Below are 13,893 nucleotides of genomic sequence, written 5' to 3'. Positions count from 1 at the left end.
AAGAGCGATTTATCCTCAAGGTCGTGCCTGTTACCCAGGAGGCCACCGAGGCCGGTGAGACCGACGAGCGCACCGGTACCGCTCTGTCCAACGTGCGCACGGTGGCGATCGTCGCGGGTGTGATAGCCGCGATCGTGGCGAGCGCCTACCTGGTGGGGCACCATCTCGCGCCCGACACCGCCCGGGAGCGCACGGCGCGCACCGTCGCGCCGGCCACCGGCGCGGCCCGACCCGTCGCCGCCGCGCCGAAGCCGCCCATCGCACCGGCCCCGCCGATGGCCGCGCAGCCGATCACCGGGCCCGGCCGCCCGCCGCTGCCCGCCGAGCGGGGCGGTCCGTTCGGCAGCCGCCGCACCACGGGTACGACCGGGGTGGCGCTGACCTTCGACGACGGTCCCGACCCGTCGCAGACCCCGCAGGCGCTCGCGATGCTGCGACGGTACGGCGTGAAGGCGACGTTCTGCCTGGTCGGCGTCAACGTCAGGGCGTTTCCCGGGCTGGTGCGGCAGATCGCCGCCGACGGCCACACCCTGTGCAACCACTCGTGGGAGCACGACGTGCGGCTCGGCGTGCGCACCAGGGCCGGCATCCGCACCGATCTCCTACGCACCAACCAGGCGATCCGCGACGCCGCGCCCGGTGCCCGGGTGTCCTACTACCGCCAGCCCGGCGGTGCGTGGACGGCGTCGATCGTGGCGGTATCCCGCGAGCTGGGCATGACGCCGCTGCACTGGACGGTGGACCCGCAGGACTGGCGCAAGCCCGGCGCGGGCAGCATCGCCAGCACGGTCAACTCCGGCACGACCCGCGGGGCGATCGTCCTGCTGCACGACGCGGGTGGCGACCGCCACGGCACGATCTCGGCGCTCCGCTCGATCCTGCCCAACCTGGGCCGCCGCTTTCAGCTCTGCGCGCTCCCGCCCGGCATCGACCCGCCCCGCATGCACGGCCGGGAGTGGCCGCTCAAGCTCGGCCAGATCTGAACCTGGCATACCGTGACGTGGTGACCTCCGTACATCCCGTCGCGGCCCGGACCGATCAGCTGACCGCGGAGGAGGTGCGGGAGGTGCTCGCTCTCGCCCAGGCCGCCGGCGACACGGACGGGGCGTACCCCCTCTCCGAGCACGTGGTGCTCCACCTGCGGCACGGCGGCGACGTACCGGCCGTTCACCTGCTGGCGCGGGACCACGACGGCGCGCTCGCCGGATATGCCCACCTGGACACCACCGACAAGGTCGAGGGCGCGTCCGCGGAGCTGGCGGTGCACCCGCTGCGCCGGCGGCACGGGCTCGGGCGGGCGCTCGTGCGGGCGGCGATGGACGTCACCGACAAGACCGACCCGCGCGGGCGGCTGCGTCTGTGGGCGCACGGCGACCACCCCTCGGCCGGCGCGCTCGCGCTCAGCCTCGGGTTCGTACGCGCCCGCGTGCTGCTGCAAATGCGCCGCTCGCTCTACGCACCGCTGCTGGAGCCGAGGCTGCCCGAGGGAGTGGCGCTGCGCCCGTTCCGGCCGGGCCAGGACGACGAGGCATGGGTGACGCTCAACGCGCGCGCCTTCGCCGACCACCCCGACCAGGGCCGCTGGACACTGCGTGACCTGCGGCTACGGATGGCGGAGCCGTGGTTCGACGCGGACGGCTTCCTGCTCGCGGTGGCCGGAGACGGCCGGCTGCTCGGCTTTCACTGGACCAAGGTGCACGGCGCCCGGGGGCACCAGCACGAGCCGATCGGCGAGGTGTACGTGCTCGGGGTCGACCCGGACGCGCACGGCACCGGCCTCGGTTCCGCGCTGACCGTGGCCGGCCTGCGCTACCTGCGTGGCCGAGGGCTGGATCAGGCGATGCTCTACGTCGATGAGTCGAACGTCCGGGCGGTGGCGCTGTACACCCGGTCGGGGTTCGCCCGTTGGTCTACGGATGTGAGTTACCGACGGGTTGTTCACCCGGTCACAGCAACGTCAACGTAACGTCGCGTAGCGATAACGGGCGACCGCCAATATCGGATATTCCCGGCACAAGCACCCTGGTTCACGGAACGGACAACTCCCCCTCAGCATTGCGCAATCTTGCCTGGTAGACGTGTTCACTCCTCGTTCATCCACGCCGTGGAAGCCGGCTACCTGCTGCTTTTAGCGTCGCCAGTGTTCGGCCCGTTCATGGCCGGACGCTCCCAACAGAGAGGCTTACCTGAGGTGAACCGCAACGTGCTCTCGCGGCGTGCCCTCGTCGGCGTCGCGATCGCCGCGCTCGCACTTGCCGGCTGCGGTGGCGGAGACGACGACAACGGCACCGACACCGGGACCGGCAATTCCGGCTCTGGCGCGGGCAACTATGAAAGCCTGTCCGGCGACATCAAGGGCGGTGGCGCCAGCTTCCCGAACGCTTTCTACACGGAGGCGATCGCCGAGTTCAAGACCGTGGCGTCGAAGGTGACTGTCACCTACAACTCCGTCGGCTCGGGTCAGGGCAAGAAGGACTTCGGCGCCAACCTCGTGGACTGGGCCGGCACCGACAGCACGGTCAAGGACACGGACGGCGTCGCCGCCGACTCCTTCCTGTACGTGCCGACCGTGGCCGCGCCGATTACGGTCTCCTACAACCTCTCGGGCGTGGACAAGCTTCAGCTCAGCCCGGACACGCTCGCGAAGATCTTCCAGACGGACATCAAGAAGTGGAACGACGCGGCGATCGCCGCCGACAACCCGGGCGTCAACCTGCCCGACAAGGCGATCACGGTCGCGCACCGCGCCGACGGCTCGGGTACGACCAACAACTTCACCAAGTACCTGAAGGCCGCCGCGCCGAGCTGGAAGCTGGACAGCGGTGACACGGTCAACTGGCCGTCCACCACCCAGGGCGCGCAGAAGAACACGGGTGTCGCGCAGATCATCAAGCAGAGCGACGGCGCGATCGGCTACGTCGACTTCAGCGACGCCAAGGAGAGCGGCCTCAAGTTCGCCGCGATCAAGAACAAGGACGGCCAGTTCGTCGCGGCCAGCCTCGACGGCGCCACGGCCGCCCTGGAAGGCGCGACGGTCAAGGACGACCTCACGTACGACCCGCTGAACGCGGCCGGCGCGACGAGCTACCCGATCACCGCCCCGACCTACATCCTCGTCCGCACCTCGTACCCGGACGCGGCGAAGAAGGACGCGGTTAAGGGCTTCGTCACCTACATCCTCAACGAGGGTCAGACGCTCGCCCCCGAGGTGGATTACGCCCCGCTGCCCGCGGCGCTCAAGACGAAGGCGCTCGCCCAGCTCGACAAGATCCAGTGAATCGATGACAGAGCCCAGGGGCGGGGTCCGACGATCCCGCCCCTGGCGGCGTCCCAGCCACCGGAGTTAGGACCGTGACGACTCAGACACCCGATCCGCCCAGCCCTCTCGCGAGCCGGGGCGGCGGCCCGAGGGCCGACCGCTCCTTCATGGCGTTGACCATCGGGGCGGGCCTGCTGGTGCTCGCCGTGCTCGCTCTCATCCTCATCACGACCACTCGCGAGGCGTGGCCGGCGCTGAGCAAGATGGGCCTCGACTTCATCACCAGCAAGACCTGGGACCCGCCGGCCGGGGTCTTCGGCGCGCTCGCGTTCATCTTCGGCACGGCGGTCGTCTCCCTCATCGCGCTGATCTTCGCGGTGCCGGTCTCCCTCGGCATCGCACTCTTCCTCACCGAGTTGGCCCCGCGCCGGCTGCGCGGCCCTGCGGTCACAGTGATCGACCTGCTCGCGGCCGTGCCGTCGGTGGTCTTCGGCCTGTGGGGTGTCCTCGTCGTCGCCCCCAAGCTCGTGCCGATCTACCAGTGGTTCCACGACGTGCTGGGCTGGATCCCGCTCTTCGGCGAGCCGGTCGGCAGCGGCCGGAGCTTCATGACCGCCGGGCTCATCCTGGCCATCATGATCACGCCGATCATCACGTCGATCTCCCGCGAGGTGTTCAGCACCGTGCCGCGGGCCGACAAGGACGCGGCGCTCGCCCTCGGCGCCACCCGCTGGGAGATGATCCGCGGCGCGGTCTTCCCGCACAGCTTCGGCGGCCTGGTCGGCGCCGTCATCCTCGGCCTCGGCCGGGCCATGGGCGAGACCATCGCGGTCGCCCTGATCATCGGTAGCTCGACCCAGATCACCGCGAACGTTTTCGCCAGCGGCAACGCGTTGCCGGCGGTGATCGTCGACCAGATCGGCGAATCGACGGGCGACTTCACCGCCGCCCTGATCGGCCTCGGCGTCGTACTGTTCGTGATGACGGTGATCATCAACACCGTGGCGCAGGCCATCGTCCGCCGTGCCGAGATCCGGATGAAGGGAGCGGCGTGATGACGACCACGGCTGAGCGTGTCAGTCGGCCAGGTGCCGGCGCGCCCGACCTGACCCGCCGTTCCCTCTCCGCCCGGCGCCGGATCACCAACCAGATCGCCACGGGGGCCATCGTGCTCGCCCTGATCGTCGCGGTCGTCCCGCTCGGCCTGGTGATCTACTCGGTGATCGCCAAGGGCGGCGGCGTGATGAGCTGGGAGTTCCTTTCCGAGGACATCTCGCTCTCGACGAGGCGCGCCGGCGGGGGTATGTGGCCGGCGATCGTCGGCACGCTGCTCACCACGGGCATCGCGGCCCTGATGGCGATCCCGCTCGGCGTCCTGGGCGCGATCTACCTCAACGAGTACGGCAAACAGCGGCCGCTCGCCCGGATCATCCGGATGCTGGCCGACATCATGACCGGTGTGCCCTCGATCGTGATGGGTCTGTTCATCTACACGATCTGGGTGCTGACCTTCGACGAGCGGACCGCCTTCGCGGGCGCGCTCGCGCTGGCCTGCCTCATGCTCCCGGTGGTCATCCGCAGCACCGAGGAGATGCTCCGGCTGGTGCCCGACGAGCTGCGCCAGGCCAGCCTGGCGCTGGGCGCCCGGAAGTGGCGCACGACCCTCACGGTCGTGCTGCCGGCCGCGATCTCGGGCATCACCAGCGGCGCGCTGCTGGCGATCGCTCGCGCCGCGGGCGAGACTGCGCCGATCCTCTTCGTCGTCGGCGCCGTCAACGAAACGAACTGGAACCCCTTCAGCGGCGAGAACACGGCACTGACCGCCCAGATCTTCCGCAACGCCAGCGAGCCGTTCGTGCCTCCTCAGGACCGGGCATGGGGCGCCGCGCTGACCCTGATCGTGATCGTGCTGCTCTTCACGATCATTGCCCGCATCATTGCAAACCGCTTCGCTATTAAGGAGCGCTGAACATGACCAGGCCCGACCCCAAGGTGGAGACAGTGACCGCCAGCGACCGCCCCTCTGTCAGCATCGGCGCGCCCAGCAGCGGTTGGGGTGCCGTCGGTGTCGACACGCCGCAGGCAGCCGGCGCTCCCGTCATGGACCTGCGTGACGTCAGCGTCTTCTACGGCAACTACGAGGCCGTCCGCGGCACCACGTTGCCGATTCGCCAAAACCAGATCACCGCCATGATCGGCCCGTCCGGCTGTGGCAAGTCGACCATCCTGCGCTCGCTCAACCGGATGAACGACCTGATCCCCGGCGCCCGCGTGGCCGGCAAGGTCACCTACCACGGCCAGGACCTCTACGCCAAGGATGTCGACCCGATCCAGGTGCGCCGCCGCATCGGCATGGTGTTCCAAAAGCCCAACCCGTTCCCGAAGTCCATCTTCGACAACGTGGCGTACGGGCTGCGGATCAACGGCATCAAGGGCAACCTCAGCGACCAGGTCGAGGAGGCGCTCACCGGCGCCGCCCTGTGGGACGAGGTGAAAGACAAGCTCAAGCAGAGCGGCCTCTCCCTCTCCGGCGGTCAGCAGCAGCGGCTGTGCATCGCCCGCACGATCGCCGTCCGCCCGGACGTGATCCTGATGGACGAGCCCTGCTCCGCGCTCGACCCGATCGCCACCGGCAAGATCGAAGACCTGATGCACGAGCTGACGAAGTCGTACACGATCGTCATCGTCACGCACAACATGCAGCAGGCCGCCCGCGTCAGCCACTACACAGCGTTCTTCACCGCCGAGGTTGACGACAAGCAGGTGCGGCACGGGCGGCTGGTCGAGTTCAGCGAGACCGGCAAGCTCTTCACCAACCCCAGCGACAAGCGCACCGAGGACTACATCACCGGCCGCTTCGGCTGACCCGCTCCACCGGCTTACGGCCGGGCGGCCCGCGGGTCGCCCGGCCGCTTGCTTTTACGTGATCCGCAGCCGCACGGTGCCGTCGGCGGCGATCTCCGCGCGCGGTGTCACGGCCGTCGCCGCGTCCCGCGCGGCCGCCGCCGCCAGCACCGCCGCGCTGTCCGGGTACCCGGCGAGCTCACGCAGCATCACGACGGTAGGCGGCAGCATGGCGATCTGGCCGGCCTCGTAGCGCGCGACCGCGTCCGCCGGCCGTACCCACATCGTGAGGTCGGCCTCGCCCGAGACGTCGCGGGCCAGCTGCCCCTCGGGCAGCGCGGCGACGAAGAAGTAGGTGTCGAAGCGCCGGGGCTCGAACTCCGGCGTGACCCAGCGCGCCCACGCGCCCAGCAGGTCCGAGCGGAGCACGAGCCCACGCCGGGCCAGCAGCTCGCCCAGGCTGGCGTCCCGGCGGACGAGCGCCTGGCGGTCGGCCTCCAGATCGTCACCGCCCGCCCCTTCGGCGAGCAGCACGCCGGACTCCTCGAAGACCTCGCGCACGGCCGCGCACACCACCGCCTGCGCCTCACCCGCGGGGCGCCCGAGACGGTAAGCCCACTGCTCCGGCGGCGGCCCGGCCCAGCCGATATCGGCACCGGCGTCGGCCGGGTCGACCCCGCCACCCGGAAAGGCGTACATCCCCGAGGCGAACGCCATCGAGGCCGCCCGCCGCAGCACGTACGCCTCGAAGCCACCGCCGGCGGGCCGCAACAGCACGACCGTGGCGGCGAGCCGCGGCGGCGGCGCCGGCCCGCTCTCGCCGGCCTCGAACCGCCGCACCTGCGCGACCAACGCCTCCGGCAGCCGCCACCCGTCCACGTCAGTCATCGGCCCCAGTATGCCCGTACGATCGCGAGTCATGAGTGAGCGCACGCGTTGGGGGATCCTGGCCACCGGTGGCATCGCCACCGCCTTCGTACACGACCTGAAGCTCATGCCGGACGCGGAGATCGTGGCCGTCGGGTCTCGGTCGCCCGAGTCGGCGCAGGCGTTCGCCGGCAAGCACGACATCCCGCGGGCGTACGGGTCGTGGCGCGAACTGGCCGACGACCCCGATGTGGAGGTCGTCTACGTGGCCACGCCGCACTCCGCCCACTACGCCGCCACCCGCATCCTGCTGGAGGCCGGGAAGGCGGTGCTGTGCGAAAAGCCGTTCACGCTGGATCTGACCACCACGGTCGAGCTGATCGACCTGGCCCGCGACCGCGGCCTCTTCCTGATGGAGGCCATGTGGATGCGGTGCAACCCGAGCGTGCTGCGGATGGTCGAGCTGATCCGCGACGGCGCGATCGGTGAGGTGATCAGCGTGCACGCGGACTTCGGCGTGGCCGGCCCGTTCGAGCCGACCCACCGGATGCGGGCGCCGGAGCTGGGCGGCGGCGCGCTGCTCGACCTCGGCGTCTACCCGGTCAGCTTCGCCCACCTGATCCTCGGCATGCCCGAGCACGTGCGCGCCTGGGCCAAGATCGGTCCCGAGGGCACAGACGAAAACACCGGGATCATCTTCGGGTACGACTCGGGAGCCCTGGCCGCGCTCACCAGCGGCATGCTCGGCCAGACCGCGCTCGGTGCCACGGTCAGCGGCACCACGGGGCGGATCGTCCTCGACCCGCCGTTCTTCCGGCCGGACCGGTTCACGCTGCACCGGGACGGCGCGGAGCCGGAGGTCGTGGAGGTGCCGCGCGAGGGCCTCGGCTACCGGTACGAGGCCGCGGAGGTGCAGCGCTGCCTCCGCGAAGGGCTGACCGAGAGCCCGCTCGTGCCGCACGCGGCGACGATCCAGGTCATGGAGCTGCTCGACAAGATCCGCGAGCAGATCGGCGTCTCGTACTAAGGACCTTTTGTCGGGGTGGCTAGCCCTGAATTCCTGTGAGGACGGAGATTTGAGCTACCGCGACGTCCGTCGTGGTCCAGACCGCTGCTCCCGCGGCCTCACCCTTCGCGGTTGGTCGCGTCACCCCTTGCGGGGTGACGATTTGCCCACGATGTCTGTTGCCGGATCGGCGCGAGGGCGGACAGCGGAGCTTCGTCGCCGACAGTAACGGCCGCGAGGTGCGGCCGGGGGTGGGCCGCGAGATCCTTCGGGGCTTGGCTCGCGGACCTGGCAGTGGACGGCCGGGGATCTCGGCTCGGTCTGCGAGCCGCCGGCCGGGAGCGGTGCCCGCGGGAGCATACGGTCCGCCGCTGACGCGGACGGGGGAAATCTGCCCTGGGAAAGTGACCCTAGGGCGGCGGCGACCCTGACTCCGAAAGCTCTGGTGCGGTAGGCCACCACCTTCGCCGGTCCGGCGAAAGCCGGCCAACGTTTGTGGGCCAACCGCACCAGGCCGCTCAGAAGAGGGGGCGGACCACCAGATACGCGAGGCTCGCGATCAGGCCGGCGGCGGGGAAGGTCAGCACCCAGCCGCCCACGATCGTGCCCGCCACCTCCCACCGCACCGCGGAGAGGCGTTTGGTCGCACCCACGCCCATGATCGCCGAGGTGATCGTGTGGGTGGTGGAGATGGGTGCGTGCAGCACGAGCGCGTTGAAGTACAGCACGGAGCTGGCCACCGTCTCCGCCGCGAAGCCCTCCGGCGGGCGGAGGTCGACGATCTTGCGGCCGAGCGTGCGGATGATCCGCCAGCCGCCCGCGTACGTGCCGAGCGCCAGCACGGTCGCCGAGGCCCAGAATGTCCACTCCGGGATATGCTCGGGGCTCCCCTGGTATCTGCCGACGTAGAGCGCGAGCACCACGATGCCGATGGTCTTCGCGGCATCCTGCATGCCGTGGCCGACGGACATGAAGGCCGCGGAGACGGTCTGTGCGATACGGAATCCACGGTTGAGCTTGGCCGGATGCCCGTGCCGGAAGATCCACAGGATGGCGAGCATGACCAGGAAGCCCAGCACGAAGCCGACGAGGGGCGACAGGATCATCGGCAGGATCACGTCTTCGACGATCCCGCGCCACAGCACGGTGCCGGAGGCGGCGAGCGTGGCGCCCACCAGCCCGCCGATCAGCGCGTGTGACGACGAGGAGGGCAGGCCGAAGTACCAGGTGATCAGGTTCCACACGATCGCGCCGAGCACGCCGGCGAAGACGATGCCGAGGCTGTCCCGGCCGGTCGGCAGCGCGACGAGGCCGGCACCGACCGTCTTGGCCACGCCGGCGCCGAAGTGTGCGCCCACGAAGTTGCCGACCGCGGCCATCAGCAGGGCCACCCGCGGCGTGAGGGCGCGCGTGGAGACGCTCGTCGCGATCGCGTTGGCCGCGTCGTGAAAACCGTTCGTGTAGTCGAACGCCAGCGCGATGACGATCACCGCGAGGACAGCGACGAGCTCCCCGCTCAACGGCTAAGACTCCTTGACCGCGATGGTCTCGACCGTGTTGGCCACGTGCTCGAACGCGTCGCAGGCCGCCTCCAGCTCGTCGGCGACCTCCTTCATCTTCAGCACGGTCAACGCGTCGTACTCACCTGAGAAGAGCCGCACCAGCAGCATCCGGTACGCGCGGTCGCCGTTGTTTTCCAGCCGGTTGCATTCGATCCAGTAGTCCTCCAGGGCCTTCATCGTCTTCAGCCGGGGCATCGCGTCGGCGGTCAGTTTGGCCTGCTCGTCGAGCACCGCGATCAGCTCGTGCATCTCGCGGGGCAGCGAGGGGAGTTTGGTGAGCCCGTAGAGGTAGAGCAGGCTTCCGACCGCCTCCAGGTGGTCCATCACGTCGTCGAGCTGCGAGCCGAGCCGGTAGATGTCTTCGCGGTCGAACGGCGTGATGAACGAGGAGTTGATTTTCTGGTACAGCTCGTGCGTGATCTGGTCGCTGTCGTGCTCGACCTCGGTGAGCCGCTCGCTGACCGACTGCACGTCGACGCCGGGGAGCGCGAGCTCGTTGAGCAACTCGGTGCCGCGGACCAGATTCTGCGCAGCCTTGGTGAAAAGCTCGTAGAAGGCGCCCTCCGTGGGCCGGAAGGAGAACCTCACGAGGCCATCGCCGGCGCGCGGTCCGCTTCCAGCCGCCGACGCTCCGCGTCGAGGTCGAAGTCAGCTTCGGGGTACGACAAACGCATATCCTTCAACGCCTCCAGCACGATGTTCGCGACTGCCCAGTCGCGGTACCACTTGCGGTCGGCCGGCACGACGTACCACGGGGCATGGTCTGTCGAGCAGCGGCTAAGCGCATCGTTGTAGGCCGCCTGATAGTCCGTCCACCGGGACCTGGCGTCTACATCGGCCGGATTGTACTTCCAGTGCTTGGTCGGGTCGGTCAACCGTTCCAGAAGGCGTTCGCGCTGCTCGCTGTATGAGATGTGGAGCATGACCTTGACGAGCGTGAATCCCTCGTTGGCCAGCTCGCGCTCGAAGCCGTTGATCTGCCAGTACCGCGACCGCCACACCCGCTCCGGCACGAGCGAGGCGACCCGCGCGACGAGCACGTCTTCGTAGTGCGAACGGTTGAAGACACCCACCAGCCCGGCGGGCGGCAGGGCGCGCCGGATCCGCCACAGGAAGTCGTGCTTGAGCTCTTCCTCGGTCGGCGGCCCGAAGCCGACGATGTGCAGGCCGAGCGGGTTCATCGCGCCGGCGACCTTCTTGATGGTGCCGTCCTTGCCGCCACAGTCCATCGCCTGGAGCACCAGCAGCAGCCGGCGGCGGTCGCCGGCGGCCTTCGCGGCCGCGAACAGCATCTCCTGCTGGCGCGCGAGCTCGACGCCCAGAGACCCGAGCTGCTCGCGAGCCCAACCCTTCGGGTCCTTGCCGGTCACCCTACGGCCGGGCAGACCGGGTGTGGAGCTCGGGTCGATGTCCTTGAGATCAACAGCCGGACCGACGCGCAGCAGCTCAGGTACAGACGTCATCCACCGATCATCGCTTACCCAGGGCGTCTGCGCCGCTTTAGGGTCTATCTGGTGGATCTTGTGGGTGCGAGGCGAGGTCCAGGCGGCGGTCCAGGGATGCCGCTGGCCGTCGCCTGGGCCCGCCGCCGCAGCCCCACAAGATCCACCAGATAGACCCTAAGGTGGGTAACACTGGACGGGTGCGGGATCTCGCCACGGAGTTCGAGGCAGAGCGGAGCCACCTGACGGCGGTGGCCTACCGGATGCTCGGCAGCCGAGCCGAAGCCGAAGACGCCGTGCAGGAGACCTGGCTGCGGTACGCTGACGCGCTCGCCGACCCGGCCGCCCGCGCCCAGATCCGTGACCTGCGCGGCTGGCTCACGACCACGGTCGGCCGCATCTGCCTCGACGTGCTGCGCTCCGCGCGGGTACGCCGCGAGGCGTACCCAGGTCAATGGCTCCCGGAGCCGCTCGTGAGCCGCCTGCCCGACGGCGGCCCGGACCCCGCGGAGCTGGCGGCCCGCTCCGACGAAGTGAGCATCGCGCTTCTCGTGGTGCTCGAACGCCTCACGCCCGAGCAGCGGATCGCTTTCGTGCTGCACGACGTGTTCGCGGTGCCGTTCGACGAGATCGCGAACGCCTTGGGCACGACCGTGGAGGCCGCCCGGCAGCTGGCCTCACGGGCCCGCCGGGCGGTCGCCGACGGCCCACCCAAACACACGGCCGACCTGGCTGAGCAGCGCCGCCTCGTCGCCGCGTTCTTCACCGCCGTGGAGTCCGGCGACGTCGACGCGCTGCTGGCGGTGCTGGCACCCGACGCCGTGATGATCGGCGACGGTGGCGGCGCCTTCCCCGCAGCCGGGCGCCCACTCTCCGGCGCCGCCGAGGTGGCCCGCTTCCTGCTCGGCCTCTTCAAGCAGGCCGGCAAGTTCATGCTGGAGGTCCGGGCGGCTCCGGTCGCGGTCAACGGCGGGTTCGGCATCCAAGTCGAAGGCATCTACAAAGACGGGCGCCCGTTTCGCGGCGTCATGGCGTTCGCGGTGGCAGACGGCCGGATCACCGGCGTCTTCAACCAGATCAGCCCGGAGAAGACCGCCGCCGTGCAGCCGCTGCCCGCCGAGGGCACGGCCTGGCCACCGCCGGGCCTCTAAAGGGCAGATCTGTCCCGGGCCGCGGCCGGCGCGGACCTTTCGGAGGATGCCTGTTCCCGGACCGGCGATCCGGGAAGGCAACAGGGGTCTCGTCGCCGCGAGTAACCGCCGGTGACGCTGCGTCAGGATGACAGGTCCGGGGATCTTCTAGGCGACCAGGGCCAGCCACTTTCGATACGCGGACGCGAACGGCTCGGTGCCGTCGCCGAGCGCGCCGAGGAGCCACCGTGCGGCGCCCTGGGCGTTGTCGGCCACGTCGGCGGGATAGCCGAACCGCTCGCGGTGCTCGGCGAACTCGTCTTCGTCGCGCAGCTCCACCGCGCCGGTCGCGCGCCGCCGCACGACGTCGAGATCCAGGTCGATGATGCGGACCGTGTCGCCGTCCCACTCGGCGGGAGTGGCGATGTCGCAATACACCTCGCTGGTACGCGGCGGCGGGTTGAACATGCCGGTCCACCACGCGTCGTGCGGCACCAGCACCACGAACGGGATCTGCTCCACCGAGGGGCGCCCGTGGTAGACGGAGCGGGTGCCCGCGCTCACGCCGAGCCAGGTGCCCAGGTCGTCTTCGGCCAGCCGGCGCGCGGGATAGTCACGGTGGGCTGTGCCGTCGTACTTGCGGTAGACGACCCGGACCATGTCGCTCGACATGCCCGAACCCTAACCGATGCCCCGATCGGTGGATGGGCACGTCCTCTGTCCGGCCGCTCGGCCACCCATCGAGAAACTTCGTTTTTCGCAATCCGTTGTCGTACAGTATTCGCCGGCGGCGCTTCGAAAAGACGATGAGGCCATGATATGTCCGAGTACGACAGTGCCCGACTCCTCGCCGATCTCGACGCACTACGCGCGCGAGCCGATGCCCTTACCACACGGCTGTCCGCAAAGCACGATCCGCGATTTCGCTACACCGGAGAAGATCGAAACAGTTTGGTGCGTGTGATTGTGGACAGTCATGGGCGTGCCACAGACGTGGTGGTGTCGCGCGATTGGCGGCAGGAAACAGATCCGGCCGGTCTCGCCCGCGCCATCCTGTCCGCGGTGGGAGAAGCGCAGGCCCGGCGCGTGGAAGCCGTGGGGGCGGGCAGCGCGCCTGCGACCGCGGCACTGCTCGACCGCACACCGGCGGCCGGCGGGTCGCTAGCCGGCGTGTCCGGCCCGGACCTGATTCGCGACCTGCTGCCGTTGCTCGACGATGCCGAGCGCCAGCTCGATGAAGCGCGCCACCAACTCGAACACCATTTCACCGAGAAATCACGCCTGACCAGCCCAGGCGGCGAATTGACCATTACCACGCAGGCGGGCCAGGTGACCGAGATCGAATTTGCCGATCGCTGGATCACCGCGGCCGGCAGTGACGAAGTCGCACGCCAGGTGTGCCATCTTTTGCAGGATGCACACGAGCGTGCATGGGCCGGAATCGGTGACCTCTTACCGCGGGAGCTGGGCGAACTAATGTCCTTTGCCGCCGACCCGGAACAAATGCTGCGACGTCTCGGCTTCCACACCTGATCGCCGCGCCACTCCGGGTGATGCCCGCCGTCGCGTTCAGGGCAAGGGCCTGTGGATAACGCGCGCCGCTTGTGGATAAGCGCGGATGCGTCGGTGGGGGCGGGTACGGTCGCACGGTGACCACCGCGACCAACGCACCACCGTCACCCTCCACGGCCCCAAAGCCCCGCTCCGGCGGGCAGGAGCCGACGGCGACGGACTTGTTGGCCGCGGCGGTCGGCGCGGTCCCGGGTGGTACATCGCGGCCTGG

At 69.6% G+C, this 13,893-nt stretch carries 14 protein-coding genes; 9 read left to right on the top strand and 5 right to left on the bottom strand.

The features are described from left to right. Window positions 1–83: 83 nt before the first annotated feature. From ACTMTJ_RS25150 to pstB, 6 genes are all read left to right on the top strand, one after another. The gene (locus ACTMTJ_RS25150) at window positions 84–983 is read left to right on the top strand and encodes a polysaccharide deacetylase family protein (RefSeq protein WP_441220226.1); all 900 of its coding nucleotides are present in this window, start codon (window positions 84–86) and stop codon (window positions 981–983) included. A 20-nt stretch (window positions 984–1,003) separates the two neighbouring features. Next, on the top strand, window positions 1,004–1,966 hold the full coding sequence (gene mshD / locus ACTMTJ_RS25145) for a mycothiol synthase (RefSeq protein ID WP_441220169.1): 963 nt from the start codon (window positions 1,004–1,006) through the stop codon (window positions 1,964–1,966). A gap of 225 nt (window positions 1,967–2,191) precedes the next feature. Further along, window positions 2,192–3,277, top strand: a complete 1,086-nt coding sequence (gene pstS, locus ACTMTJ_RS25140) for a phosphate ABC transporter substrate-binding protein PstS (protein ID WP_441220168.1) — start codon at window positions 2,192–2,194, stop codon at window positions 3,275–3,277. Window positions 3,278–3,426: 149 nt separating this feature from the next. Continuing rightward, a complete protein-coding gene (pstC, locus tag ACTMTJ_RS25135; protein WP_441220167.1) occupies window positions 3,427–4,314 on the top strand; it encodes a phosphate ABC transporter permease subunit PstC in 888 nt (295 codons plus the stop codon). Continuing rightward, window positions 4,314–5,228, top strand: coding sequence for a phosphate ABC transporter permease PstA (gene pstA, locus ACTMTJ_RS25130; protein ID WP_441220166.1), 915 nt, complete (start codon window positions 4,314–4,316; stop codon window positions 5,226–5,228). The genes pstC and pstA overlap by 1 nt, the downstream gene beginning before the upstream one ends. Window positions 5,229–5,230: 2 nt before the next feature. Continuing rightward, window positions 5,231–6,124: a phosphate ABC transporter ATP-binding protein PstB gene (gene pstB, locus ACTMTJ_RS25125; RefSeq protein WP_441220165.1), complete on the top strand. Its 894-nt coding sequence runs from the start codon at window positions 5,231–5,233 to the stop codon at window positions 6,122–6,124. Between the two features lie 54 nt (window positions 6,125–6,178). Here the strand turns inward: pstB and ACTMTJ_RS25120 are convergent, their stop codons facing one another. Next, entirely contained in the window at window positions 6,179–6,991 is an 813-nt protein-coding gene (locus ACTMTJ_RS25120; RefSeq protein ID WP_441220164.1) for an NUDIX hydrolase, read from the bottom strand. A gap of 31 nt (window positions 6,992–7,022) precedes the next feature. Between ACTMTJ_RS25120 and ACTMTJ_RS25115 the strand changes: the two genes are divergently transcribed. Continuing rightward, window positions 7,023–7,997 carry a Gfo/Idh/MocA family protein gene (locus ACTMTJ_RS25115; protein ID WP_441220163.1) on the top strand — a complete coding sequence of 325 codons (975 nt, stop codon included), beginning with the start codon at window positions 7,023–7,025 and terminating at the stop codon, window positions 7,995–7,997. A 497-nt stretch (window positions 7,998–8,494) separates the two neighbouring features. Here ACTMTJ_RS25115 and ACTMTJ_RS25110 read toward each other — a convergent pair whose 3' ends face one another. Genes ACTMTJ_RS25110 through ACTMTJ_RS25100 form a run of 3 tightly spaced genes read right to left on the bottom strand, consistent with a single transcriptional unit; the run spans window position 8,495 to window position 11,001 of the window. Further along, the gene (locus tag ACTMTJ_RS25110; RefSeq protein WP_441220162.1) at window positions 8,495–9,496 is read right to left on the bottom strand and encodes an anion permease; all 1,002 of its coding nucleotides are present in this window, start codon (window positions 9,494–9,496) and stop codon (window positions 8,495–8,497) included. Window positions 9,497–9,499: 3 nt separating this feature from the next. Next, entirely contained in the window at window positions 9,500–10,126 is a 627-nt protein-coding gene (locus ACTMTJ_RS25105) for a DUF47 domain-containing protein (RefSeq protein ID WP_441220161.1), read from the bottom strand. Next, window positions 10,123–11,001 (bottom strand): PPK2 family polyphosphate kinase, encoded by an 879-nt coding sequence (locus tag ACTMTJ_RS25100; RefSeq protein ID WP_441220160.1) that lies wholly within the window; start codon window positions 10,999–11,001, stop codon window positions 10,123–10,125. Before ACTMTJ_RS25100 ends, ACTMTJ_RS25105 begins: the two co-directional genes overlap by 4 nt. 179 nt (window positions 11,002–11,180) lie before the next feature. Here ACTMTJ_RS25100 and sigJ point away from each other — a divergent pair, with 179 nt between their 5' ends. Beyond that, window positions 11,181–12,131 (top strand): RNA polymerase sigma factor SigJ, encoded by a 951-nt coding sequence (sigJ, locus tag ACTMTJ_RS25095; RefSeq protein ID WP_441220159.1) that lies wholly within the window; start codon window positions 11,181–11,183, stop codon window positions 12,129–12,131. 147 nt (window positions 12,132–12,278) lie between these two features. On the opposite strand, the gene ACTMTJ_RS25090 is transcribed toward sigJ, so the two are convergent. Then, window positions 12,279–12,782, bottom strand: coding sequence for a DUF402 domain-containing protein (locus tag ACTMTJ_RS25090; protein WP_441220158.1), 504 nt, complete (start codon window positions 12,780–12,782; stop codon window positions 12,279–12,281). 147 nt (window positions 12,783–12,929) lie between these two features. Between ACTMTJ_RS25090 and ACTMTJ_RS25085 the strand changes: the two genes are divergently transcribed. After that, window positions 12,930–13,643, top strand: a complete 714-nt coding sequence (locus ACTMTJ_RS25085; protein WP_441220157.1) for a hypothetical protein — start codon at window positions 12,930–12,932, stop codon at window positions 13,641–13,643. Window positions 13,644–13,893: the final 250 nt, after the last annotated feature.

The organism is Phytohabitans sp. LJ34 (assembly GCF_052068095.1).
In the GTDB taxonomy this organism is placed as follows: domain Bacteria; phylum Actinomycetota; class Actinomycetes; order Mycobacteriales; family Micromonosporaceae; genus Phytohabitans.
The sequence above is the reverse complement of the archived record's forward strand: the minus strand, read 5'-3'. Positions and strand labels throughout refer to the sequence as shown.